At 65.6% G+C, this 23,311-nt stretch carries 23 protein-coding genes; 11 read left to right on the plus strand and 12 right to left on the minus strand.

Annotated elements, in window-relative coordinates; genetic code table 11:
* Position 1: 1 nt before the first annotated feature.
* Positions 2–388, plus strand: a complete 387-nt coding sequence (cueR, locus tag ACSQ8Y_RS01910; protein WP_436264783.1) for a Cu(I)-responsive transcriptional regulator — start codon at positions 2–4, stop codon at positions 386–388.
* Here the strand turns inward: cueR and ACSQ8Y_RS01915 are convergent.
* Positions 378–1,139 carry a sulfite exporter TauE/SafE family protein gene (locus ACSQ8Y_RS01915; RefSeq protein ID WP_436269728.1) on the minus strand — a complete coding sequence of 254 codons (762 nt, stop codon included), beginning with the start codon at positions 1,137–1,139 and terminating at the stop codon, positions 378–380. The two genes, cueR and ACSQ8Y_RS01915, sit on opposite strands and share 11 nt — an antisense overlap.
* Positions 1,140–1,244: 105 nt before the next feature.
* Between ACSQ8Y_RS01915 and ACSQ8Y_RS01920 the strand changes: the two genes are divergently transcribed.
* Positions 1,245–1,952, plus strand: a complete 708-nt coding sequence (locus ACSQ8Y_RS01920; RefSeq protein WP_436264784.1) for a glutathione S-transferase — start codon at positions 1,245–1,247, stop codon at positions 1,950–1,952.
* Between the two features lies 1 nt (position 1,953).
* On the opposite strand, the gene ACSQ8Y_RS01925 is transcribed toward ACSQ8Y_RS01920, so the two are convergent.
* The 4 genes from ACSQ8Y_RS01925 to ACSQ8Y_RS01940 all read right to left on the minus strand — a co-directional run bounded on the left by ACSQ8Y_RS01925 (position 1,954) and on the right by ACSQ8Y_RS01940 (position 5,734).
* Positions 1,954–2,154 (minus strand): heavy-metal-associated domain-containing protein, encoded by a 201-nt coding sequence (locus tag ACSQ8Y_RS01925; protein ID WP_436264785.1) that lies wholly within the window; start codon positions 2,152–2,154, stop codon positions 1,954–1,956.
* A 572-nt stretch (positions 2,155–2,726) separates the two neighbouring features.
* A complete protein-coding gene (locus ACSQ8Y_RS01930) occupies positions 2,727–4,580 on the minus strand; it encodes a PhoH family protein (RefSeq protein WP_436264786.1) in 1,854 nt (617 codons plus the stop codon).
* 206 nt (positions 4,581–4,786) lie between these two features.
* The gene (locus tag ACSQ8Y_RS01935; RefSeq protein WP_436264787.1) at positions 4,787–5,251 is read right to left on the minus strand and encodes a peroxiredoxin; all 465 of its coding nucleotides are present in this window, start codon (positions 5,249–5,251) and stop codon (positions 4,787–4,789) included.
* Between the two features lie 93 nt (positions 5,252–5,344).
* The gene (locus ACSQ8Y_RS01940; RefSeq protein WP_436264788.1) at positions 5,345–5,734 is read right to left on the minus strand and encodes an Mth938-like domain-containing protein; all 390 of its coding nucleotides are present in this window, start codon (positions 5,732–5,734) and stop codon (positions 5,345–5,347) included.
* Positions 5,735–5,910: 176 nt separating this feature from the next.
* Between ACSQ8Y_RS01940 and ACSQ8Y_RS01945 the strand changes: the two genes are divergently transcribed.
* Complete coding sequence (locus ACSQ8Y_RS01945; protein ID WP_436264789.1) at positions 5,911–7,143, plus strand: pyridoxal phosphate-dependent aminotransferase; 1,233 nt, start codon at positions 5,911–5,913, stop codon at positions 7,141–7,143.
* Between the two features lie 55 nt (positions 7,144–7,198).
* Positions 7,199–8,521, plus strand: coding sequence for a homoserine dehydrogenase (locus ACSQ8Y_RS01950; protein WP_436264790.1), 1,323 nt, complete (start codon positions 7,199–7,201; stop codon positions 8,519–8,521).
* 126 nt (positions 8,522–8,647) lie between these two features.
* Here ACSQ8Y_RS01950 and ACSQ8Y_RS01955 read toward each other — a convergent pair whose 3' ends face one another.
* Together ACSQ8Y_RS01955 and ACSQ8Y_RS01960 are read right to left on the minus strand one after the other, a co-directional pair.
* Positions 8,648–9,136 carry a nucleotidyltransferase substrate binding protein gene (locus ACSQ8Y_RS01955; RefSeq protein WP_436264791.1) on the minus strand — a complete coding sequence of 163 codons (489 nt, stop codon included), beginning with the start codon at positions 9,134–9,136 and terminating at the stop codon, positions 8,648–8,650.
* A gap of 205 nt (positions 9,137–9,341) precedes the next feature.
* The gene (locus tag ACSQ8Y_RS01960; protein ID WP_436264792.1) at positions 9,342–9,671 is read right to left on the minus strand and encodes a BON domain-containing protein; all 330 of its coding nucleotides are present in this window, start codon (positions 9,669–9,671) and stop codon (positions 9,342–9,344) included.
* A gap of 124 nt (positions 9,672–9,795) precedes the next feature.
* On the opposite strand from ACSQ8Y_RS01960, the gene ACSQ8Y_RS01965 reads away from it, so the two are divergent.
* On the plus strand, positions 9,796–10,014 hold the full coding sequence (locus ACSQ8Y_RS01965; protein ID WP_436264793.1) for a hypothetical protein: 219 nt from the start codon (positions 9,796–9,798) through the stop codon (positions 10,012–10,014).
* Positions 10,015–10,119: 105 nt separating this feature from the next.
* On the opposite strand, the gene ACSQ8Y_RS01970 is transcribed toward ACSQ8Y_RS01965, so the two are convergent.
* The 5 genes from ACSQ8Y_RS01970 to ACSQ8Y_RS01990 all read right to left on the minus strand — a co-directional run bounded on the left by ACSQ8Y_RS01970 (position 10,120) and on the right by ACSQ8Y_RS01990 (position 15,770).
* On the minus strand, positions 10,120–11,472 hold the full coding sequence (locus ACSQ8Y_RS01970) for a sigma 54-interacting transcriptional regulator (protein WP_436264794.1): 1,353 nt from the start codon (positions 11,470–11,472) through the stop codon (positions 10,120–10,122).
* Positions 11,472–12,050: a hypothetical protein gene (locus ACSQ8Y_RS01975; protein WP_436264795.1), complete on the minus strand. Its 579-nt coding sequence runs from the start codon at positions 12,048–12,050 to the stop codon at positions 11,472–11,474. The genes ACSQ8Y_RS01970 and ACSQ8Y_RS01975 overlap by 1 nt, the downstream gene beginning before the upstream one ends.
* Positions 12,040–13,461 carry a HAMP domain-containing sensor histidine kinase gene (locus ACSQ8Y_RS01980; RefSeq protein WP_436264796.1) on the minus strand — a complete coding sequence of 474 codons (1,422 nt, stop codon included), beginning with the start codon at positions 13,459–13,461 and terminating at the stop codon, positions 12,040–12,042. The genes ACSQ8Y_RS01975 and ACSQ8Y_RS01980 overlap by 11 nt, the downstream gene beginning before the upstream one ends.
* A 103-nt stretch (positions 13,462–13,564) precedes the next feature.
* On the minus strand, positions 13,565–15,067 hold the full coding sequence (locus ACSQ8Y_RS01985; RefSeq protein ID WP_436264797.1) for a sensor histidine kinase: 1,503 nt from the start codon (positions 15,065–15,067) through the stop codon (positions 13,565–13,567).
* Positions 15,068–15,074: 7 nt separating this feature from the next.
* Complete coding sequence (locus ACSQ8Y_RS01990; protein ID WP_436264798.1) at positions 15,075–15,770, minus strand: response regulator; 696 nt, start codon at positions 15,768–15,770, stop codon at positions 15,075–15,077.
* 189 nt (positions 15,771–15,959) lie between these two features.
* Here ACSQ8Y_RS01990 and ACSQ8Y_RS01995 point away from each other — a divergent pair, with 189 nt between their 5' ends.
* From ACSQ8Y_RS01995 to ACSQ8Y_RS02020, 6 genes are all read left to right on the plus strand, one after another.
* A complete protein-coding gene (locus ACSQ8Y_RS01995; RefSeq protein ID WP_436264799.1) occupies positions 15,960–17,024 on the plus strand; it encodes a porin in 1,065 nt (354 codons plus the stop codon).
* 72 nt (positions 17,025–17,096) lie between these two features.
* The gene (locus tag ACSQ8Y_RS02000; RefSeq protein ID WP_436269729.1) at positions 17,097–18,080 is read left to right on the plus strand and encodes a tripartite tricarboxylate transporter substrate binding protein; all 984 of its coding nucleotides are present in this window, start codon (positions 17,097–17,099) and stop codon (positions 18,078–18,080) included.
* A gap of 24 nt (positions 18,081–18,104) precedes the next feature.
* Positions 18,105–19,196, plus strand: a complete 1,092-nt coding sequence (locus ACSQ8Y_RS02005; protein WP_436264800.1) for an ABC transporter substrate-binding protein — start codon at positions 18,105–18,107, stop codon at positions 19,194–19,196.
* A gap of 164 nt (positions 19,197–19,360) precedes the next feature.
* Positions 19,361–21,136 (plus strand): ABC transporter permease, encoded by a 1,776-nt coding sequence (locus ACSQ8Y_RS02010; RefSeq protein ID WP_436264801.1) that lies wholly within the window; start codon positions 19,361–19,363, stop codon positions 21,134–21,136.
* 40 nt (positions 21,137–21,176) lie between these two features.
* On the plus strand, positions 21,177–22,244 hold the full coding sequence (locus ACSQ8Y_RS02015; protein WP_436269730.1) for an ABC transporter ATP-binding protein: 1,068 nt from the start codon (positions 21,177–21,179) through the stop codon (positions 22,242–22,244).
* Entirely contained in the window at positions 22,232–23,287 is a 1,056-nt protein-coding gene (locus ACSQ8Y_RS02020; RefSeq protein ID WP_436264802.1) for an AbrB family transcriptional regulator, read from the plus strand. The genes ACSQ8Y_RS02015 and ACSQ8Y_RS02020 overlap by 13 nt, the downstream gene beginning before the upstream one ends.
* The last annotated feature ends 24 nt before the right edge of the window (positions 23,288–23,311 follow it).

A 23,311-nucleotide genomic window follows, 5' to 3' on the forward strand; every position in this document is an offset into this window, starting at 1 on the left:
CATGAATATCGGACAGGCCGCGCAGGCCTCGGGCGTCAGCGCCAAGATGATACGCTACTATGAAAGCATAGGGCTGGTCAGCGAGAGCCGGCGCAGCGAGTCCGGCTACCGCATCTACGGCGAGTCGGATCTGCACGCGCTGCGCTTCATCAAGCGCGGGCGCAAGCTGGGCTTCTCGCTCGAGCAGATCCGCGAGCTGCTGTCGCTGTGGCAGGACAGCGAACGCGCCAGCGCCGACGTCAAGCGGATCGCGCTGGCCCATGTCGATGAACTGAATCAGCGCATCCGGGAATTGAGCGAGATGCGCGACACGCTGGCCAGCCTGGCCAGCTGCTGCCAGGGCGACCAGCGTCCCGACTGCCCCATCCTGCAGACGCTCAGCGAATAAACATCCACACGGTCAGCGCCGCGCCGACCGCCACCACGAAGCCGCGCATCAAGCGTTCCGGCATGCGGTGGATCAGCCACGAACCGCACAATCCTCCCGCGATGCCGCCCGCGCACAGCGCCAGCGCGGCCGGCCAGCTGATCATGCCCGAGAAGGCGAAGATCACCGCCGCCGACGCGTTCATCGCCATCGCCAGCATATTCTTGGTGGCCGTGGCCATGCGGATTTGCTGGCCCGCGACGGTGAGCGCGGCCAGCATCAGGAAGCCGATGCCGCCGCCGAAGTAGCCGCCGTAGATCGCGATGCAGCTCTGGATCGCCACCAGCGCGCCGGTCGGCAAGCCGCTCACCTCGTGCAGCGGCTGGCTGCGGAAACTGCCCCAGGCGAACATCGAGGTGGCGAACAGCACCAGCCAGGGTACCAGTTTGGAGAAAAAGGTAGGCGGCGTCACGATCAACAGGATGGCGCCGAAGACGCCGCCGGCGATGCTGATGATGAACAGCTGCCTGAACGTCAGCCCGCCCACGCCGCCGGCCAGCTTGCGGCCCGCGATGGCGGACGTGGTCTGGCTGGGGAACATGGCGATGGTGGACGTCATATTGGCCGCCACCGGGTTCAGGCCCGCCAGCAGCAGGGCAGGGAAGGTGATGAAAGAACCGCCGCCGGCAAGGGCGTTCTGCACGCCGGCGAACAGGCCGGCGGCGGCGATCAGGAGGACGGTGGAGAGTTCGAGGGGAGGGACGGGAGGCATGCGGCGATTATAGCCGCGCCCGCGCGCCGCCGCTTGCGGGCGTCGGCCGGGAAGGAAATAAGGCATCATTCCGTTTCCATATCCGTATCGGGGAAGGACCTGGCGATGCACTATGAACTGTATTACTGGCCCAGCATTCAGGGCAGGGGCGAATTCGTGCGGCTGGCGCTGGAGGAAGCCGGCGCCGCCTACAAGGACGTAGCGCGCGGCAAAGGCGGCATGCCGCCGACGATGGCGGCGATCGATCCCGGGCAGGAGCAGCGGGCCGCGTTCGCGCCGCCGGTGCTGCGCGCCGGCGAGCTGCTGATAGGCCAGACCGCCAACATCCTGCTCTATCTGGGGCGACGCCACGGCCTGGCGCCGCGTGCCGAAGCAGGCTGGCTGTGGGCGCACCAGCTGCAGCTCACCATCGCCGACGTCGTCAACGAAGCGCACGATAGCCACCACCCGGTATCGACCAATCTGTATTACGAAGACCAGAAGAAGGAAGCGAAAAAGCGCGCCGCCGATTTCACGGCGGAGCGCATCCCCAAGTATCTGGGGTACTTCGAACAGATCCTGCAGAATAACGGCGGACGCCACATCGTGGGCCGGCGTTTGAGTTATGTGGACTTGTCGCTGTTCCAGCTGATCGAAGGCTTGCGCTACGCCTTCCCGAAAGCGATGGCGAAGCTGGAGCCGTCCTGGCCGGGGCTGGCCGCGCTGCGCGACATGGTCGCACAGCGCCCCAATATTGCCGCCTATCTGGCGTCCAGGCGGCGCATCCCGTTCAACGAGGACGGCATCTTCCGCCGTTATCCCGAACTCGAATAGGCTAACGCGCCGCGCTGACCGGGAAGCCCGCGCCGGCGATAGCCGCTTTCACCGCCTCCAGCGTCGCGCTGGAGGCCACGGTGACCTGTTTGCCCGCCAGGTCGACCTGCACCGTCGCCTGCGCATCGAGCGCCTTCACCGCGCCGGTCACGCTCGCCACGCAGTGCCCGCAGCTCATTTCTTCCACCTGTAGCTGATACATCTCCGTACCTCCATAAATTGCTTGATGACGCCACTGTACCCCTTCCCACGGTGGGAAGGTCAAGAAGGCCTGCGCGCGCAAATAAAAAGCCCCGCGCGCCGGATGGCGGACGGGGGAGGGGGGCTGGGGTCAGGGCCCTGGGGTCAGGCCTGCATTCGTGCAAAAAACGGCTGGGGTCGGGCCTGCATTCGTGCATAAATCTTTGGTGTTTAGCGAACGATTATCCCTGCAACAGAAGATAATTGCCTGGATCGGAATTCAATTTGATTAGTCTCAGCTTGCCGATTGGACGAACGCGGCATACCCATGCGTTACAAATAGCGAAAATTCGTCTCACGGCAGCTTATTGTTGTGTGTCTCGCCCGCCTGGCTTTAAATATGCACGAATGCAGGCCTGACCCCAGGGGGCACCAGGGGGCAACTGCACGAATGCAGGCCTGACCCCAGGGGCACTGTACCCCTTCCCACGGTGGGAAGGTCAAGAAGGCCTGCGCGCGCAAATAAAAAGCCCCGCGCGCCGGATGGCGGACGGGGCTTTTGTGCGCGCAGGCCCTTGCGGGCTGCAGCCGGAATTACAGCACTTCGCTGGCGTGGTCGGCCAGGCGCGAGCGTTCGCCGCGCGCCAGCGTGACGTGGCCGCTGTGCGACCAGCCTTTGAAGCGGTCCACCACGTAGGTCAGGCCGCTCGACCCTTCGGTCAGGTAAGGCGTGTCGATCTGCGCGATGTTGCCCAGGCAGAGGATCTTGGTGCCTGGACCGGCACGCGTGACCAAGGTCTTGACCTGCTTCGGCGTCAAGTTCTGCGCTTCGTCGATGATCAGGAACTTGTTGACGAAGGTGCGTCCGCGCATGAAGTTGAGCGACTTGATCTTGATGCGCGAACGGATCAGGTCCTGCGTCGCCGCGCGGCCCCATTCGCCGCCATCGCTGTCGGACTTGTTCAGCACTTCGAGATTGTCGTCGAAGGCGCCCATCCATGGCGACATCTTCTCTTCCTCGGTGCCCGGCAGGAAGCCGATGTCTTCGCCCACCGGCACCGTGACGCGGGTGACGATGATCTCGTTGTACAGCTTGGTCTCCAGCACTTGCGCCAGGCCCGCCGCCAATGCCAGCAGGGTCTTGCCGGTGCCGGCCTGGCCCAGCAGCGTGACGAAGTCGCACTCCGGATTCATCAACAGGTTCAGCGCGAAGTTCTGCTCGCGGTTGCGCGCGGTCACGCCCCAGACGCTGTTCTTGTTGTGGCTGTAGTCGCGCAGGGTTTGCAGCACGGCGGTCTTGCCGTTGATCTGCTTGACCTGGCCGTAGAACGGCGCCTCGCCGTTGGCCGGCTCGAGGAACACAAACTGGTTCACCAGCAAGGTCGGGATGACCGGACCGGTGACGCGGTAGAACGTGGCGCTCTGGCCGTTCTTGTTTTCCTGCCAGGACTCCATGTCCTTGCCGTGCTTGTTCCAGAAGTCGTTCGGCAACTGCACGATGCCCGAGTACAGCAGGTCGGTGTCTTCCAGCACGTGGTCGTTGAAGTAGTCTTCAGCCGGCAGGCCCAGCGCGCGCGCCTTGATGCGCATGTTGATGTCTTTCGACACCAGCACCACGGCGCGGCCAGGCTGCTCGTCCTCCAGCGAACGCACGACGCCCAGGATCTGGTTGTCGGCCTTGCCTTGCGGCAGGCTGGCGGGCAGGTCGGCGATCTGCAGCTTGGTCTGGAAGAACAAGCGGCCCTTGGCGTCCTTGTTGCCCAACTTGGACAGCGGGATGCCGTTCTCGATGGCGTCGTCGTCGGTGCTGCCCACCAGCGCGTCCAGCGTGCGCGAGACTTGACGCGCATTGCGCGCCACCTCGGTCATGCCTTTCTTGTGGTTGTCCAGCTCTTCCAGCGTCATCATCGGCAGGTAGACGTCGTGCTCTTCGAAACGGAACAGCGACGATGGATCGTGCATCAGCACGTTGGTGTCGAGCACGAACAGCTTGGTGCTGCCTTCCTGGTCGGCGTGGCGGCTGGTGGACGATTTGAGCACCACCTCGACCGGCTTGTGCTTGGCCGGATGCGGCGCTTCAACCAGGACCGGCGCAGGCTTGCCGCGCGGCGACTTGGCCTTGGCGGCAGGGGCGGCGGCAGGCGCGGCCGGTGCCGGCGCGGCCTGCAATATGGCGGCTTTCTTCGCCGCCGGCTTGGCGGCGGCGGTTTTGGCCTTGGCGGCCGGCGCGGCGGCTAGCACGGGGGCTGCGACCGGCGCCAACACAGGCGCTGCGACAGCTTTGACGGCCTTGGCCGCAGGCGCCGCCTTGACAGGCGCTTTCTTGGGCGCGGCAGGCGCCGCAGCTTCAATGATGGGCAAAGACTGCGGACGGACGCCGCTGGCCTTCGGGTAATCTTTTGCGAGCAATAGCGTTGCTGGCTTGGTAGGCAGTTTTGGCAGTGGCATCAGGATCTCGATCTAAAAAATGCTGGAAGGGTCCGCCCATGGGACGCGCCGCGCTTAGTGCGGCGCATGGGGTGGATGCTGACGAATTGAAATATAAGAACTGCCGCGGGCGGGGTGCGCCCGTTGAATGTACCGGTCGGTGGCCTGGGCCACCTGGTACAGTTGGAAGGTGAACTTTGCAGACTCAAAATCAGGTTTAGTGCGCTCTATGATTTGATAAATTCCAGTACTTCATCAACGTGACCGGCTACCTTCACGCCTCTCCATTCTTTCACCAATCGGCCGCTACCGTCAATGACAAACGTACTGCGCTCGACGCCGCGCACGGTCTTGCCGTACATTTGCTTCATCTTCATCACGCCGAACAGCTGGCAAACCGCTTCGTCCGGGTCGGAGATCAGCTCGAAAGGCAGGCCGAGCTTGGCTTTGAAGCTCTCGTGCGAACGCAGCGAGTCGCGGCTGATGCCGACCACTTCTGCGCCGGCCGCCAGGAACTGCTCGTGCAGGTCGCGGAAGGCCATGTTTTCCGTCGTGCAACCAGGCGTGTTGTCCTTCGGATAGAAAAACAGCACGGTATACTTGGCCGGACGGCCGGACAGCTGGAAGGTCTGGCCGCTGGTCATGGCGGCGGAAAAGTCGGCGACGGTTGCTACGGATGGGCTATCAGCCACAGGTGCTCTCCTGGACGGTGGCGCTGGTGCGGGGGCGGGCTAGATGCTGGCAGCGTACCCAGCGGCGCTTAGATGGGGATGGATTGCTGGATTTCAAGACTGTTGCACGGGCTTTTCGACGATCAGCGCCAAGGTCACCTTGCGGCCTTCGGCCATCAGGATGTTGTAGGTGCGGCAGGCGGCGTTGGTGTCCATGCACTCGACGCCGATGCGCTGGGCCGTCAGCGGCGCGGTCAGCCTGGGGTGGGCAAAGCGCTGGCGCTCGCCGGTGCCGAGGATGACCACGTCCGGCGTGTCGCCCAATAGTTGCTCGAAATGTTCGACCGTCAGTTGCTCGAAGCTGGCCACGGGCCAAGCGCGCGGGGGCGTTTCAGGCATCACGATCAGGCTGTAATCGTAGGGTTGGGCGTTGATTTCCACCCCGCCCGGGAAGTAGCCGGTAACGGTTTGATAATGCTGAGTACTGCTGGCGTGGAGCTTCATAATTGTTATCTGTGCGCAAAGTGGCGTAAAGGGACGCGAATCCGGTCACTATTGTAACGTTTAACCCCGATCTGCGGCCCCCGGAGGTTGATTTAATGAGGCGTATTCGGCAGAATGGGTCTTTTCGCAATGCACCATTTGCGCGCATGGCCCCCATATCTCGATAGGACTAGATTTTGCGACCGATTCACAAATCCAACAAGCTGGCGGAAGTTTGCTACGAAATCCGTGGTCCGGTGCCTGAAAAGGCGCGGCAGATGGAAGAAGAAGGCCACAAGATCACCAAATTGAATATCGGCAACCTGGCGGTGTTCGGCTTCGATCCGCCTGACGAAATCGTCCACGACATGATGGTCAACCTGCACAATGCGGCCGGCTACACCGATTCCAAGGGCATGTTCGCGCCGCGCAAGGCGGTCATGCACTACACGCAGGGCAAGAACATCGCCGGCGTGGCCATCGACGACATCTACCTGGGCAACGGCGCTTCCGAACTGATCGTCATGTCGATGAACGCGCTGCTCAACACCGGCGACGAGGTGCTGGTGCCGGCGCCCGACTACCCGCTGTGGACCGCCGCCGTGTCGCTGTCCGGCGGCACGCCGGTGCACTATGTGTGCGACGAGCAGCAGGACTGGTTCCCCGACATCGAGGACATGCGCCGCAAGATCACCAGCAACACCAAGGCGATCGTGGTGATCAACCCGAACAACCCGACCGGCGCGCTGTACCCGGACGAGATCTTGCTGCAGATCATAGAACTGGCGCGCCAGCACCAGCTGATCATCTACGCCGACGAGATCTACGACAAGGTGCTGTACGACGAGGCGCAGCACACCTCGATCGCCTCGCTGGCGGAGGACGTGCTGATGGTCACCTTCAACGGCCTGTCGAAGAATTACCGCGCCTGCGGCTACCGCGCCGGCTGGATGGTGGTGTCCGGCGAAAAACGCCATGCTAAAGATTACATCGAGGGCCTGAACATGCTGGCCTCGATGCGTTTGTGCGCAAACGCGCCGGGCCAGTTTGCCATCCAGACTGCGCTCGGCGGCTACCAGAGCATACAAGACCTGGTGGGCCCTGGCGGGCGCCTGTTAAAGCAACGCGATCTGGCTTACAAGCTGTTGACCGATATCCCCGGCGTCAGCTGCGTCAAGCCGAAAGCCGCGCTGTACATGTTCCCGCGTCTTGATCCGAAGATCTACCCGATCGCGGACGACCAGCAATTCGCCTATGATTTGCTGGCTGAAACCAAAGTACTGATAGTCCAGGGCACCGGATTCAACTGGATTGCGCCCGACCACTTCCGCGTCGTGTTCCTGCCGAACACGGACGACATGACGGAAGCGTTCGGACGTATTGCGCGCTTCATGGAAGGCTATCGCAAGCGCCACGGCAGCCCCATCTGATCAACACAGCGTCGGCCGGCACCCGCCGGCGGCGCTGCAAGGAACTCACCATATTATGAAACCCATCAAAGTAGGCCTGTTAGGCATCGGCACCGTCGGTGCAGGCACGTTCAACGTACTGGCACGCAACCAGGAAGAGATTACCCGCCGCGCCGGACGCGGCATCGAGATCGTCGCCGTTGCCGACCTGAACACCGCCCGCGCCACCGAGCTGACCGGCGGCAAGTGCAAAGTCGTGGCCGACGCGCGCGACATCGTCAACGATCCCGAGATCGACATCGTCATCGAGCTGATCGGCGGCTACGGCATCGCGCGCGAACTGGTGCTGGCGGCGATCGCCAACGGCAAGCACGTGGTCACCGCCAACAAGGCCCTGCTGGCCACGCACGGCAACGAGATCTTCGCCGCCGCGCAGGCGAAGGGCGTGATGGTGGCGTTCGAAGCGGCCGTGGCCGGCGGCATCCCCATCATCAAGGCGCTGCGCGAAGGCCTGACCGCCAACCGCATCGAATGGGTGGCCGGCATCATCAACGGCACCACCAACTTCATCCTGTCCGAGATGCGCGACAAGGGCCTGGACTTCAACACCGTGCTGAAGGAAGCGCAGCGCCTGGGCTACGCCGAGGCCGACCCGACCTTCGACATCGAAGGCGTGGACGCCGCGCACAAGGCCACGCTGATGTCGGCCATCGCCTTCGGCATCCCGGTGCAGTTCGAGAAGGCGCACGTGGAAGGCATCTCCAGGCTGAACGCGGTCGACATCAAGTACGCCGAACAGCTGGGCTACCGCATCAAGCTGCTGGGCATCGCCAAGCGCGCCGTGGTGGGCGGCACCGAGGGCATCGAACTGCGCGTGCACCCGACGCTGATCCCGTCCAAGCGCCTGATCGCCAACGTGGAAGGCGCGATGAACGCCGTGCTGGTGCATGGCGACGCCGTCGGCGCCACCCTGTACTACGGCAAGGGCGCCGGCGCCGAGCCGACCGCTTCGGCCGTGATCGCCGACCTGGTCGATATCACCCGCCTGGCCACCGCCGATCCGGAGCACCGCGTGCCGCACCTGGCCTTCCAGCCGAACGCGATGACCGACATCCAGATCCTGCCGATGTCCGAGATCACCACCAGCTATTACCTGCGCCTGCACGTGGTGGACCAGCCCGGCGTGCTGGCCGACCTGACCCGCATCCTGGCCGACGCGACGATTTCGATCGACGCCATGCTGCAGAAGGAACCGGCCGAAGGCGAGACCCACGCCGACATCATCATGCTGACGCACCAGACGCAGGAGAAGAACGTGGACGCGGCCATCGCCAAGATGGAAGCGCTGGCTTCCGTCATCGGCAGCGTGACCCGGATCCGCCTGGAAAACCTGAGCTGATTGTCGGACGCTGGCAAGAAAACACCCCGGGCTTCGCACCCCGGGGTGTTTTTTTTCGTGAGTCAGGATAGCCAGGGACTGGCCATGGCAGGCCTGGCAGTGTCTGGTAGTGTCTGGTAGTGTCTGTTAAGCAGCGGCCTGGCCGGCAGTCTGGCGACCAGCCAGGCTGCCGCGCTCCCGCATGGCGGCGTGCCCGCCGGGGCTGGCCCTGCCGTTGATGCACTCTGTCATCGTTTGCTGGAAGGCCAGGAAGGGCCGGTAGTACCGGTCCAGTACCGCGTCCGCAATTTCATTGGCGGTCTGCCGGTTGTAAGTGTGGGTGGACCTGTTGCGCTTGGCTATCATGTCCAGCCAGGTGTCGGCTTGCTCGATCAGCTGCGCCTGGTATGCCGAGCGGGTCGCGTCACGCGAGCCGATGATGGTACGGTTGCCATGGAATTCGAAATATTCCTTCATCACTTTCCATGCAAGCTCGTGCGTACATTCAAAGGCCTTGATCAGGCCTTGCTGCTCGAGTTCATTCAGCTCGCCCTTGTCGACAAATCTCGTTAGCTGAGCCAGGGCCATCTGGTACTGCTCCAGCTTCTGCTTCCAGCGGATTTCTTGCGTATCCATCGTCGCCCCGTCGAATGTTGGTCCAGTTAATGAGGATAGGCGCGTGTTTGCGGCCGGCTTTGATCCAGATCAATACGCGGCCAAAAAAATGGCCGGGCGGCGTGGAACGCGGCCCGGCTGAAGGTCTTACTCTGGGTAGGTACTACAACATCAACTGCGGATACTACGAACTTCTACTGCCGGGTGATATCGCGTGCGCGGAGAATTATTTGCTGGCGACGGTCAGTTCGCTTTTCACTTCCTTCACGCCTTCCACGGCGGACGCTGCCTGGATGGCCTTGGTGCCGATGTCGGTGTTGGCGACCTGGCCGGTCAGCGTGACCACGCCCTGGGCAGCGGTGACGCCCACGCCTTTGTAGTCGGACAGGGCAGCCTGGACTTTTTTGCTCAGCACGCCATCGGTCGAGGACGCGGCAGTGCCGACGCCAGCCATCGCGCCTTCTTGCTGCGGCTCGGCAGCGTAGGCAGCGGAGATCGATGCGGCGGCCAGGGTTGCGGCGGCCAGCAGGCGGGTGATCATTTTCGAATTCGTCATGTTTGCTTCTCCGTAAAAGTTTTCAAAGGAACGCCTTGTGACGTTATCCTCTCCTTTGCAAGCGCTGTGCCAGCTCTGGAAATGTCCATGAAATCAATGACTTGGCAATTCAGACAAGATTTACTTGCTGACAGGAATTGGAATTGCGGCGGAATTTGTCGTGGGGGAGCGACACGGTCCGGCGGGGTTTTTTCAAGTCATTGAAAACAAAGGAGTTTTTTCTGTCGCCTTGTGGCGACAAGCTGGTGCTGGCGTTCATCGCCGCTGGGATGCTGCGGACAGTGAACCGCAGTTGGCGCAGGCGGCCAGCGTGTTCAAGATAACGCCTGTCGACGCGCGGTAGGGCGGGTTAGCGTAGCGTAAGCCGCCAGGCATTGCGGCGGCTCATGGCGGCTCATGGCGGCTTACGCAGCTTTGCTGCTAACCCGCCCTCCGCATCAGCATCCGCCTACGTGCCGTCGGCGCGGAACTGGGCGGCGTTGAGGTCGTATTTCTGCAGCAGGCGGTAGAACTCGGTGCGGTTGCGCTCGGCCAGGCGGGCGGCGTCGGCCACGTTGCCGTCGGTGAGCTTGAGCAGCTGCACCAGGTAGTTGCGCTCGAAGCGCTGCTTGGCCTCGGTGTAGTTGAGCACTTCCAGCGAGGGCACGCGCAGCGCGCGCTGCACCAGCGTCAGCGGCACCAGCGGCGCGGTCGCCAGCGCGCATACATGCTCGACCACGTTGTACAGCTGGCGCACATTGCCGGGCCACGAGGCGCGTGTCAGCGCCTCCAGCGCGCCGGGCGCGAAGCCGCTCACCGTCTTCTGGTACTTGGCCGCCAGCGCGTGCAGGAAGCGCGTGGCCAGCAGCGCGACGTCCTCGCGCCGCTCGGACAGCGGCGGCAAGGTCAGCGTGATGACGTTGAGCCGGTAGTACAAGTCCTCCCTGAACTGGCCTTCCAGCATGGCCGCGTCCAGGTCGCGGTGGGTGGCCGACAGGATGCGCACGTCCACCGGCCGGCCCTGGTCGGAGCCGAGCTGGCGCACCACGCGCTCCTGCAGCACGCGCAGCAGCTTCACCTGCAGCAGCAAGGGCATGTCGCCGATCTCGTCGAGGAACAGCGTACCGCCGTCGGCCGCCTGCACCAGGCCTTCGCGGCTGTTCATCGCGCCGGTGTAGGCGCCCTTGACGTGGCCGAACAGTTCGGATTCCAGCAGCTGCTCCGGGATCGCACCGCAGTTGACGGCGATGAAGGGCGCTTTCGCGCGCCGGCTGGCGCGGTGGATGGCGCGCGCCAGCAACTCCTTGCCGGTGCCGCTTTCGCCGCGTATCAGCACGCTCGCGTCGGACGCTGCCACCAGCTTGGCTTCGGCCAGCAGCTCGGCCATGGACTGGCTGCGGCTGATGATTTCCTCGCGCCAACTCTCGTCGCCGCCGCCGTGCAGTGGCGCGGGCGCGGTCAGGCTCAGGGCCTGGGCGATGCGCTCGAGCAGCACCTTGGCGTCGAAGGGCTTGGTCAGATAGGCGTAGGCGCCCAAGGTGGTCGCTTCCACCGCGTCCGGTATGGTGCCGTGCGCCGTCAGCAGGATCACCGGCAGCGCCGGGTACTGCGAGCGGATTTCCTGGAACAAGGCCATGCCGTCGCGGTCGGGCAGGCGGATGTCGCTCACCACCAGCATCGGCAGCTCGATCGACAGCCGCGCCAGCGCCGCCTCGGCGCTGCCGACGGCCGTCACGCGGTAGCCGTTGGCGCTCAGGCGCAGCGACAGCAGGCGCAGCAGGTCGGGGTCGTCGTCGACCAGCAGGATGTGGGCGCCGGCCATCAGCGTCCACCCTGCGAAGATTGCGGCGGCGGCCGCACGGGCAGGTTGCGCTCGATGGCTTTCAGGCCTTCCAGCATCTCGTTCAACTGCTCGGTCTTGCGCTGGTTCTCCTTTAACTGCGCCGTCAGCCGCTCGACATGCTCGGACAGGCGGCGCGCTTCCGCGCAGTGGCTGGAGAGCAATTGCGCCAGCGGCTTGATGCCCTGCGCGGCCTGGTCGTTCGAGGTGGCCACGCTGTCGAACTGGGCTTGCGCACGCGCCAGGTCGCCATTGCCGCGCGTGAGCATCAGGATCATGCCTATCTGCAAGGACAACTTGGGCGTGGCCTGCTGCAGGCTCAGGCCGCTCAGTTCTTTCAGCAGTTCGCCCTGCGCCATGCGGCGCAGGCTCTGGTGGTAGGCCAGGAGCGGCGCCGCCTCGTCCTGCGGCGACACATGGGTCAGCGGCGTCTGCGTCAACGGCGCAACGGCGGGGGCGGGCATCACCGGCGACGGCGCGGGCGGGGGCGGGGCGGTGATGCAGGCGCTGAGCAGCAGTAGCGGCAGCAGCGGCGGCAAGGACGTCAATTTACTGGTCATAGGGCAATTCGATCCGAAAGTGCGCTCCCGTGGGGGAGGGCAGAAGTTGCAGGCTGCCGCCATGCGCTTGCACATATTCGCGCACGATGGACAGGCCGATACCGTTGCCGCGCCGGGCGCCGGGCGGCTGCCGTTCGCCCTGGTAGAAGGGCTCGAAGACGCGCTCGGCGTCCTCCTCCGCCACGCCGGGCCCCTGGTCGATGCAGTCGATGCGCAGCGTGCCCCTGTGTTCGTCCAGCGCGAAGCGCACCGCGCCGCCTTGCGGGCTGAAGCGCACCGCGTTCGACAGCAAGTTGCCCAGGGCCACGCCCATCTTGTCGCGGTCCAGCGGCAGCGCGCGCGGCGTGCCTTCCACCAGCGCCCGCAGTTCCCGCGCCTGGATCTGCAACTGCTGGTTGTCTATCACTTCGCGCAGCAACTGCGCCGGCTCGCAGGGCTGGCGCTGCAAATGCTGGGCGTCGAAATTGGCGGCGTTGTAGCGCAGCAAGTCTTCGATCTGGTTCTGCAGCGAGGCCGTGTTCTGGCGCAGGATGGCGGCGATTTCGCGCTGCTGCGGCGTCAGCGCGCCCAGCACCTGGTCTTCCAGCAGCGCCACGCCCTCCACCAGCGCCGCCAGCGGCGTCTTGAGCTCGTGCGAAATGTGGCGCAGGAAACGCGACTTGTCGGCCTCCAGGTCCGACAGGCGCTGGCGCAGCCAGTTCAACTGCTGGCCCAGGCGGCGCAAATCGTCCGGGCCCTGCACGGCGATGGCGTCGCCGTAGCGGTTCTCGCCGAGGCGGTGGATGGCCTGCTCGATCTGCTTCAAGGGGCGCGAGACCCAAGCGCCGAAGCCGACCGCCAGCAGCGCCGCCACGGCGATGGCGGCTGCCACCTGGCCGGTCAGCACGCCGCGCCGCTGGTCGAGCTCGTCGAGCAGCAACTGGTTGCGGCGCTCCACTTCGCGTTTCACTTCGTCCTCGAGCAACTGGCTGATGGCGGGCAAGCCGGCCAGCGCCTGGTTCAATTGCTGCTGGCGCACGGCGCGGCGCGCGCGCGGCGTCTGCAGCACGGTCCAGGCCGCCTCACTGCGCTGGCGCCAGTCGGCGAAAGTCTGCTGCGGGGCGCTCGGCAGGCCCAGCGAGACGGCGGCCAGCGCGGCCTGGGCGTCGCGCCAGGCCTCGGCGTAGCGCTGGCGGAAGGCCGGGTCGTCCAGCACCAGGAACTGGCGCGCGCTGCGCTCCATGGCCACGCTGCGCTCGGCCAGGCGCTGCGCGTTTTCGGTCAGCGCGACGGCGTGCTGGCCCGCCTCGCGGCTGTGGGCGGCGAGGCGGTCGAGGGTCAGCAAGGCGTGCACCGAGGTCGCGCTCAGCAGCACGGCGATCAGCAGGAACACGCCCAGCAGAAGGTGTCTGAAGGACAGCTTGGGATACATGGGGAAGGGCCGGACGGCTCAGCAGCGTATTCCGCGCATGATAGGGGAAAAGCGCCAAACTCCGCGTCCGATTGGCGGCCGTGCCGGCGCGGCCGGCGGCGCTTCAGCCGGGGAAGGCGACGCGCACTTTGAGGCCGTGGCCGGCGGCGCCGTCGCCGAGCGTGATGGTGGCGCCGTGCAGCGCGGCAATGTCGCGCACGATGGCCAGGCCGAGGCCGGCGCCGCCGGGGTTGCGCTGCATGGAGGCGGCGGCGCGGTAGAAGGGCGAGAACACGCGCTCGCGCTCGCTTTCCGGGATGCCGGCGCCGCTGTCTTCCACTTCCAGCACCTTGCCGGGGCCGACCCGCAAGGTCACGCTGCCGCCGGCCGGCGTGTAGCGCAGCGCGTTGTCGACCAGGTTGGCCACCATCTCGTGCAGTAGCAGGGCCTGGCCCTGCACCACCGCCTCGTGCTCGGCCTCCAGCGCCAGGTCGATATTGCGGCTGACGGCGGCCACGGCCAGTTCCAGCGCCACCTGCCGCACCAGCTCGCGCAGCGCGACCGGCACCGGCTCGGCGCCGCCGCTGTGCTCGATGCGCGCCAGCATCAGCAGGCGGTTGGCCAGGTGCACGGCCGAATCGGTGGTGGCGGCGATGCCCTGCACCATGCCGCGCAGGGCGGCCGTGTCGCACGGCGTGCGGTCCGCTTCGCGCATGGCCAGCTCGGACTGGGTCTTGAGCACCGTCAGCGGCGTGCGCAGCTGGTGCGAGGCGTCGGCGATGAAGCGGCGCTGGCTCGCGATCAGGTCCTGGATGCGCGACATGGAGCCGTTCATGGCCTCCACCAGCGGCCGCACCTCCTTGTGCACCAGCGCCGGATCGACGTCGGACAGGTCGGACACGCTGCGCGTCTCGACCTCCACCTTCAGGCGCATCAGCGGTTTGAGCACCAGGCGCACGGCGAACCACACCAGCAGGCCGGTGGCGAGCACCAGGCCGGCCTGCCAGATCAGGGTATCGAACAGGATCTGGTTGGACAGGCCGCGCCGCGCGTCCATGGTCTCGGCCACCTGGATCAGCGCGATGCCGCGCATGCTGTCGTCGTAGACCGGCTGCAGCAGCGCGGCGATGCGCACCGGCTGGCCGTTGTAGTTGGCGTGGTAGAAACGCACCAGCGCCGGGTAGTTCTCGGAGCGCGGCACGTTGGCCGGCACCGGCGGCAGGTCGCCGAAGCCGGACACCGTCTCGCCGTTGATGCCGCTGACCTTGTAGTAGATGCGGCCCAGCGTGTCGGTCTCGAAGCTGTCCAGCGCCACATAGGGCACGTCCGCCACCACCTTGCCGTCCTGGACCGAGACGCGCTCGGCGAGCGCCCGGGTCGAGGCCAGCAGCGAGCGGTCGTAGGCCATGTCGGCCGCGTCCAGCGCGTTGCGGTAGACCGAGACGGCGTTGAGCGCCATCAGCAGGATCAGCGGGATGAGCAGCCAGCGCAGCAGCTGGCCGCGCAGGCTGCCCAGTGGCGCAGCCGGCGCCGGCCGGCCTGCTTCAGCCGCGGCGGCCGTGAGCGGCTCCCCGGCCGCGAAGGGCGGAACCGGCCGTGGCGCCGGCGGGGCTGGCGGTCGGTCCATGACGCGATTACGCGGCCGGGACGCGCGGCTGCAGCAGGTAGCCGATGCCGCGCAGGGTGGTGATGGCCGTCGCGCCCGGCTGGCTGCTCTCGAGCTTCTTGCGCACGCGGTGGATGTACAGGTCGATCGCGTCCAGGTTGGCGTCGTCGGCCAGCGCGAACACTTCGTCGAACAGTTTCTCCTTGGATACTGCGCGGCCGGCGCGGCTGATCAGCGCCTCCAGCACGGCGTGCTCGCGCGGCGTCAGGGCCAGTGCTGCGCCGTGGTAGCTGAACATGCGCGTCACGGTATCGAAACTGAGGGCGCCGCAGCTGTGCACCAGCGCCTCGTTGCCGACGCTGCGGCGCAGCAGTGCCTTGACGCGCGCTTCCAGCTCGGCCAGTTCAAAGGGCTTGGCCAGATAGTCGTCGGCGCCCAGGTTCAGGCCCTGCACGCGCTCCTCCAGGCCGCCGCGCGCGGTCAGGATCAGCACCGGCGTTTTGCCGCGCACGCCGCCGCGCGCACGCAGCCGTTTCAGCACTTCCAGCCCGTCCATGCGCGGCAGCGTCAGGTCCAGGATCACCAGCGCGTACTCCTGCGTGTGCAGCAGGGCATCGGCGTCGGCGCCGTTGTCGGCGCATTCGACCGTCAGGTGCGCGTCGCGCAGCGCCTTGGACAGCCAGTGCTGCAGTTCGATGTGGTCTTCTACCAGGAGGATGCGCATTTTGTGTGCCGCTTAGGAGTATGCTCAGGCCAGCATCTTCGCCGCCGCGCCGCCAAAAGTAAAACTTTTGTGGTTGCAAGGCGACAAGTTTGACGCTGAAAGAGAATTGAAAGGAAATCGAATTTATAGTGGAGTCCTGATTTCAGTGATCAGGCATATCACCAACAATTATATCTATAGGAGACACCCATGAAGAAGTCCACTTTGACGCTGGCAGTCCTGGCAGCTTGCACCCTGGCCGGCGCCGCGCAGGCCCAGTCGAACGTGCAAGTGTATGGCCTGATCGACGCCGGCGTTGAAAACGTCTCGAACGCTTCGGCATCGGGCGCCTCCGTCACCCGCGTGGTGTCGGGCGGCATGAACACTTCGCGCTGGGGCCTGCGCGGCACGGAAGACCTGGGCGGCGGCCTGAAGGCCGTGTTCCAGCTCGAAGGCGGCATCCTGCTCGACACCGGCGCCCAGGACGGCCCGCTGTTCAAGCGCCAGGCCAATGTCGGCCTGGAGGGCAGCTTCGGCCGCGTCGTCATCGGCCGCTCGTTCAGCTCCGTGTACGACACCGTGATCTCCTACGATCCGATGGGCTTCGCGCCGAGCTACTCGTGGGCCACCAGCGGCCCGGCCACCGGCCCGAGCAAATACGGCTTCACCACCGCTTTTGACAACCTGATCAAGTACTCCGGCAGCACTGGCGCCTTCAAGTACGGCGCCACCTACGGCGTGGGCGAGCAGACCACCGGCGCGTCCGACAGCCGCAAGGTTGCCGGCAACGTGGCCTACGCCGCCAACGGCCTGGGCCTGATGGCGACCTGGGAGCGCATCAACGGCAACACCGTTGTCGCCACCGGCCGCCGCGACGAGAACACCGTCTACCACGTGGGCGCCTTCTACGAAACCGGCCCGGTGAAATTCTTCGGCGTGATGCGCGACTACAAGCTTGAATCGGGCAAGGCGGCGACCGCCGACGTGAAAGCGACCACATGGTGGGCTGGCGTGGCATACAAGCCGGTCGAAAACACCACGCTGACCGGCGCCGTCTACCACATCAACGTCAAGAACCTGGCCGCAGGCAAGGACGCCGACCCGACCATGTACGTGGCGCGCTACCGCTACGCGCTGTCCAAGCGCACCGACGTGTACGTGGCCGCAGCCTACGCCAAGTCGAAGAACGGCCAGCTGACCGGCCTGTCGCGCGACGACGCCGGCTTCGACACCAACCAGCGCGGCGTGATCACCGGCGTGCAGCACCGCTTCTAAGCCATGACCTGTCCGACTGCCCTGCCGACTCGCCGCGCGCACGCGCCGGCCGCCACGGCTGCCATGGCTGTAATGGCCATCGCCGCCGCGTCGTCAACGGCAGCGGCAGCGGCAGCGGCAGCGGCCCCGGCGGCCGCGCCGGCAGCGCGCGTCGAGTGCATCGTGCCGTCCAAACCGGGCGGCGCGATGGACCTGACCTGCAAGCTAGCGCAGAAGGGTCTGCAGGCGCTGCCGGGTGCGCCGGGCGAGTTGGGGCGCGACATGCGCATCAGCTATGCGCCGGGCGGCATCGGCGCGGTGGCCTGGCATTCGCTGGTGTCGCGCCGGCGCGCCGAGCCGAACACGCTGGTGGTGTTCTCGGGCGGCTCGCTGCTCAACCTCGCGCAGGGCAAGTTCGGCAAGGCGAAATCGGACGACGTGCGCTGGGTGGCGGCGTTGGGCGCGGACTACGGCATGATCGCCGTGCGTTCCGACTCGGCCTACAAGACCTTGGGCGACCTGGTTGCGGCGCTGAAAAAGCATCCTGAAAAAGTGCTGATCGGCGTGTCCGGCACCATCGGCAGCCAGGACTGGCTGAAGATCGCGCTCGTCATGCGCACCGCAGGCGTCGACCCCAAGGTGCTGCGCTTCGTCGCGCTGGAAGGCGGCGGCGAAGCCTTCACCGCCATGGACGCGGACTATGTCCAGGTGGTGTCCGGCGACGCCTCGGAGGCGACGCTGAACGCGGCCAACGGCAAAACGCGCGTGCTGGCGGTGCTGTCCGAACAGCGCCTGCCCGGCGTGCTGGCGAACGCGCCGACGGCGCGCGAGCAGGGCGTGGACGTGGTCTGGCCCATCATCCGGGGCGTGTGGATGGGGCCGCAAGTGGCCGATGCCGACTATCGGCGCTGGGTGCAGCTGTTCGACCGTATGCTGGCCACGCCGCAGTTCGCGCAGACGCGCGCGGCGTACGGATTGTATCCCTTTGCATTGACCGGCGACGCGCTCGCCGATTACGTAAGAAAAGCCGTGGACAACTACGGCAAGCGCGCCAGCGAATTCGGCCTGGTGCGCTGAAAAACCAACCTCTTGGAGACTGACATGTTTATGAAATCGACCCTGGCCGTCGCGGCCGCCCTCGTCCTGACCGCATCCTCAGCGCTGGCGCAAGTGCCGGCCGGCTACCCGGCCGACTATCAGAAACTGGTCGACGGCGCCAAGAAAGAAGGCAAACTGGTGGTGTACGGCGCCACCGACAGCAAGGCGACGCAGCCGCTGATCAAGGAGTTCAACGCCATCTATCCCGGCATCACGGTCGAGTACAACGACATGAATTCGACCGAGGTGTACAACCGCTTCATCTCCGAAGCGGCGGCCGGCGGCAACACGGCAGACGTGATGTGGTCGTCCGCGATGGACCTGCAGATGCGCCTCGCCTCGGACGGCCACGCGCTCAAATACAAATCGGTGGAAGCGTCCAAGATTCCCGGCTGGGCGATCTGGGACGACCAGGCCTACGGCACCACGTTCGAGCCGGCCGCCATCGTCTACAACAAGCGCCTGCTCGATCCCAAGGAAGTGCCGCATAGCCACGCCGAGTTCGCGGCGCTGATCCAGCAGCCCAAGTTCAAGGACAAGGTCACCACCTACGACATCGAAAAATCCGGCGTCGGCTTCATGTTCATGACGCAGGATGCGCGCGAGAATCCGAAGTTCATCGACCTGGAAAATGCCTTCGGCGCGGCCAAGGTGCGCGTGCAGTCGTCCACCGGCACCATGATGGAGCGCATTTCCTCCGGCGAGAACCTGATCGGCTACAACGTGCTGGGCTCCTACGCGCTGGTGCGCGCCAAAACCGATCCGTCGATCGGCGTGGTGCTGCCGAAGGACTACACGCTGATCCTGTCGCGCGTGCTGTTCATCAACAAGGCCGCCAAGAACGTCAACGCCGCCAAGCTGTGGCTGGACTTCATGCTGTCGCACAAGGGCCAGACCGTGATCGCCAACGACTCCAAGCTGTACGCGATCCGCGCCGACGTCACCGGCGAAACCACCTCGGCCGACCTGATCAAACAGATCGGCAAGGACAACGTCAAGCCTATCCCCGTGCACCCTATCGTGCTGCAATTCCTGGGGCCGGCCAAACGCATGGCCTTCCTGAAGCAGTGGAAAGAAACCGCGGGCAAGAAGTAGTAATCCGCGCGCAGTCCCATCCCCCGCCGGGGGACTCCTGGCACAGACCGGAATCCATGCAGCGTGACACGGTTGCGCCGCATGGGCCGCAGCAGCGCACCGCCCCGCCTGCGCGGGGACGACGGGACACACGCCGCAGGCAACGCTTTAACAAGGACCATCCCATGCAAACACTGACTCTTCCCTCCAGCGGCCGTCGCAGCTTGAACTGGCCGCGCGGAGTGGTGGTGACGCTGACCGCGATCGCCATCTTTCTGCCGCTGTTCCTGATCTTCTACCAGAGCTTCCTGTCCGCGCCGTTCTTCATGCCGGTCAAGGAACTCGGGCTGGACGCCTACCGTTTCATCATCGATGACCCGGACTTTTCGGCCGCCTTCTTCAATGGCCTGATCCTGGCCTCGGGCCTGACCGCCATCGCCGTGCCGCTGGGCGGCGCGCTGGCCTTCCTGATGATACGCACCGACCTGCCGGGCCGCAACTGGATCGCTCCCGCGCTGCTGGTGCCGATCTTCGTCTCGCCGATGGTGATGGGCTTCGGCTACGTCGTCTCGATGGGGCCGGTGGGCTTCTACTCGATCTGGGCCAAGGACCTGCTGGGCTTCATCCCCTGGAACATCTACTCCTTCACCAGCATCGTCATCATCGCCGGCCTGACGCACGTGCCGCACGTCTACCTGTACGCCTCGTCCGCGCTGAAAAGCCTGGGCTCGGACGTCGAGGAGGCGGCCCGCGTGGCTGGCGCCTCGCCGCTGCAGGTGATGATGAACGTGTCGCTGCCGATGATCATGCCGGCGCTGTCGTACGCCGGCGTGCTGGTGTTCTTCCTCGGCTTCGAAGTGTTCGGCCTGGTGCTGGTGCTGGGCGATCCGGAAGGCCACCTGGTGCTGGCCACCTATCTGTATAAGCTGACCAACAAGCTGGGCACCCCGTCCTACCACCTGATGGCCGCCGTCGCCGTCTGCCTGGTGATGGTCACGCTGCCGCTGGTGATGCTGCAGCGCTGGCTGCTCAAGTCGGCCAACAAATATGTGTCGATCAAGGGCAAGGGCGCGCGCAGCAAGGCCATGCCGCTCGGTAAATGGAAATGGCTGGCCTTCGGCCTGATCTTCGCCTGGCTGCTGTTCACCATCATCCTGCCGCTGACCGGCATCGTGCTGCGCTCCTTCGTGCAGTACTGGGGCGAGGGTGTGAAACTGGCCGACGTGCTGACCCTGCAGCACTTCCGCGACATCCTGGAACAGCACTCGCTGATGCGCGGCATCCTGAACACCGTGCTGATCGGCGTGATCGGCGGCGCCCTGGCCGTGGCCTGCTACTGCGCCATCGCGCTGGCCATGCACCGCAAGCAGGACGGCATCACCCGCCTGCTGGACTACAGCGTGCTGGTGCCGCGCGCCGTGCCCGGCCTGCTGGCCGGCCTGGCCTTCCTGTGGGTGTTCCTGTTCGTGCCCTCGTGGCTGGACGGGCTGCTGAAGATGTCGGACAACGGTGTGGCAGTGTGGCTGAGCGAGCACCTGATCCCGGCGTTGCGGGCGGTGCGCTCCACCATCTTCGCCGTGTGGCTGGCCTACTCGGTGGTGTGGCTGGCCTACGGCATGCGTTTGATCTCGACGGCGCTGCTGCAGGTCGGACCCGAGCTGGAAGAAGCGGCGCGCGCGGTCGGCGCCCAGCGCGGTCAGGTGACACGCGACGTGACGCTGCCGCTGATCAAGTACGGCCTGCTGGGCGCGTGGCTGATGGTGTTCCTGATCTTCGAGCGCGAATACTCGACCGGCGTGTACCTGCTCTCGCCCGGCACCGAGGTGATCGGCGCCATGCTGGTGTCGCTGTGGGCGGGCGGTTCGACCGACCTGGTGGCGGCGCTGTCCTTCATCAATATTACGCTGGTGGCCTTGGGCTTGGGCATAGCGCTGCGCTTCGGCGTCAAGCTGCACAATTGAGTGCACAACTGAGAAAAACATCATGAAAAGAGACCTCGCCATGAATGAACTGACCGTCAACGACCTGCACCTGGAATATGGCCACGGTGCGACGGCGAATCCCATCCTCAAGGGCGTATCGATGCACTTGCAGAAGGGCGAAGTGGTCGCGCTGCTGGGACCTTCGGGCAGCGGCAAGACCACGCTGCTGCGCGCGGTGGCCGGCCTGGAAAGCCCGAAGCTGGGCACCATCAGCATCGGCAGCCGCAATGTGTTCGACGGCGCCAAGGCCTTCGAAATGCCGGCCGAGCAGCGTAACCTGGGACTGGTGTTCCAGTCCTATGCGCTGTGGCCGCACAAGACCGTGTTCGACAACGTGGCCTACGGCCTGAAGCTGCGCAAGATGGGCACCTCCGAAATCAAGGAACGCGTGATGGAGGTGCTCAAGCAGCTGGGCCTGGGCCACCTGGGCGAGCGCTATCCGCACCAGATGTCCGGCGGCCAGCAGCAGCGCGTGGCGATCGCCCGCGCACTGGTGTACAACCCGCCCGTCATCCTGCTCGACGAACCGCTGTCCAACCTGGACGCCAAGCTGCGCGAAGAAGCGCGCGCCTTCCTGCGCGAGCTGATCGTGCGCCTGGGCCTGTCCGCGCTGATGGTAACGCACGACCAGGCCGAGGCGATGGCGATCTCGGACCGCATCCTGTTGCTCAACAACGGCAAGATCGAGCAGCAAGGCACGCCGCAAAGCATGTACGAAACGCCGGAGACGCTGTTTACGGCCGAGTTCATGGGCAGCAACAACCGGCTGCCGGGCAAGGTGCTGGCGCGCGACGGCGCCAACGTGGTGCTGGATGTGAACGGCACCCGGCTGCAAGGCACGGCGCGCGGCGCGGGCATGGCGGAACCGGCCACGCTGATCCGCCTGGAGGAGGTGAAGGTCAGCGCCACGCAGACCGAGAATGCGATCCAGATGCCGCTGCTGACCTGCATGTACCTGGGCGACCGCTGGGAGTGCCTGTTCAAGGACGCCGATGGCGACATCAGCCTGCGCGCCTATTCGAAGTACAAGCTGGACGCGGGCAGCTATTGGCTGCAGCTCCCGGCCGACAAGTTGTGGGTGTTCTAAGGCCCTTCCTCCATGCCCTGGCAGCCGGCGTCCTCGCCGCGCTGCTATGCATCTTCCTCAACACCCCGCTGCCGTGGATGATAGGCCCGCTGTTTGCCACGGCGGGCCTGCGCCTGGCCGGGCATGACTTGCACGCGCCGGTCCGCGTGCGCGAAGCAGGGCAGTGGGCCATCGGCACCGCGCTCGGCCTGTATTTCACGGCGCCCGTGCTGGCCGTGCTCGCGGCGCGCGCCGGCTGGATCGCGGCCGCCGTGGCATTCGCGCTGGCGCTGGGCTGGTTGTGCGCCTGGCTGCTGCACAAACTCTCCCGCACCGACCCCACCACCGCCTTCTTCGCCATGGCCCTGGGCGGCGCGTCCGAAATGGCGGTACAGGGCGAGCACCACGGGGCCAACGTCGAGCGCGTAGCCGCCGCGCACAGCCTGCGCATCATGCTGGTGGTCGCCATCATTCCCTATGCGATACGGTACTGGGGCCAGCATGGCCTCGGCATGGGGGCGGACTTGTACGTGACCGGCGCGCGCGTGGTGGACGTCCCCGGCCTGCTCGTGTTGATCCTGCTCACCGCTTGCGCCGCGCTGGTGTTGAAACGCCAGCGCGTCCCCAATGCCTGGGTCATCGGTCCGCTGCTGACGGCGCTGGCGCTCACCGGCTTCGGCATCCACCTGAGCAGCCTGCCGCAATGGATGGTGAAGGCGGGCCAGCTGTTCATCGGCATGTCGCTCGGCACGCGCTTCACGCCCGGCTTCCTGCGCACCGCGCCGCGCTACCTGGCCAGCGTGGCTGGCTGCAGCGTGCTGGCATTGGCGCTGGCGGCCGCCTTCGGCCTCGTGCTGGCACGGCTGGCCGGGCTCCATCCCGGCACCGCCATCCTGGCCACCTCGCCCGGCGGCATCGCCGAAATGTCGCTCACCGCGCAGACGTTGCAGCTGGGCGTGCCCATCGTCACGGCCTTCCACGTCGCGCGCATGACGGTCCTGGTGCTGACGATAGGGCCGCTGTTCCGGGCGGTGCGGCGCAGCGGACGGCACAGTCAGCGCTGAATCCGTCGCGGGCTGCTCGATGAC

Origin of the sequence: Pseudoduganella sp. LjRoot289, assembly GCF_964252925.1 — a bacterium.
Lineage (GTDB): Bacteria > Pseudomonadota > Gammaproteobacteria > Burkholderiales > Burkholderiaceae_D > Rugamonas.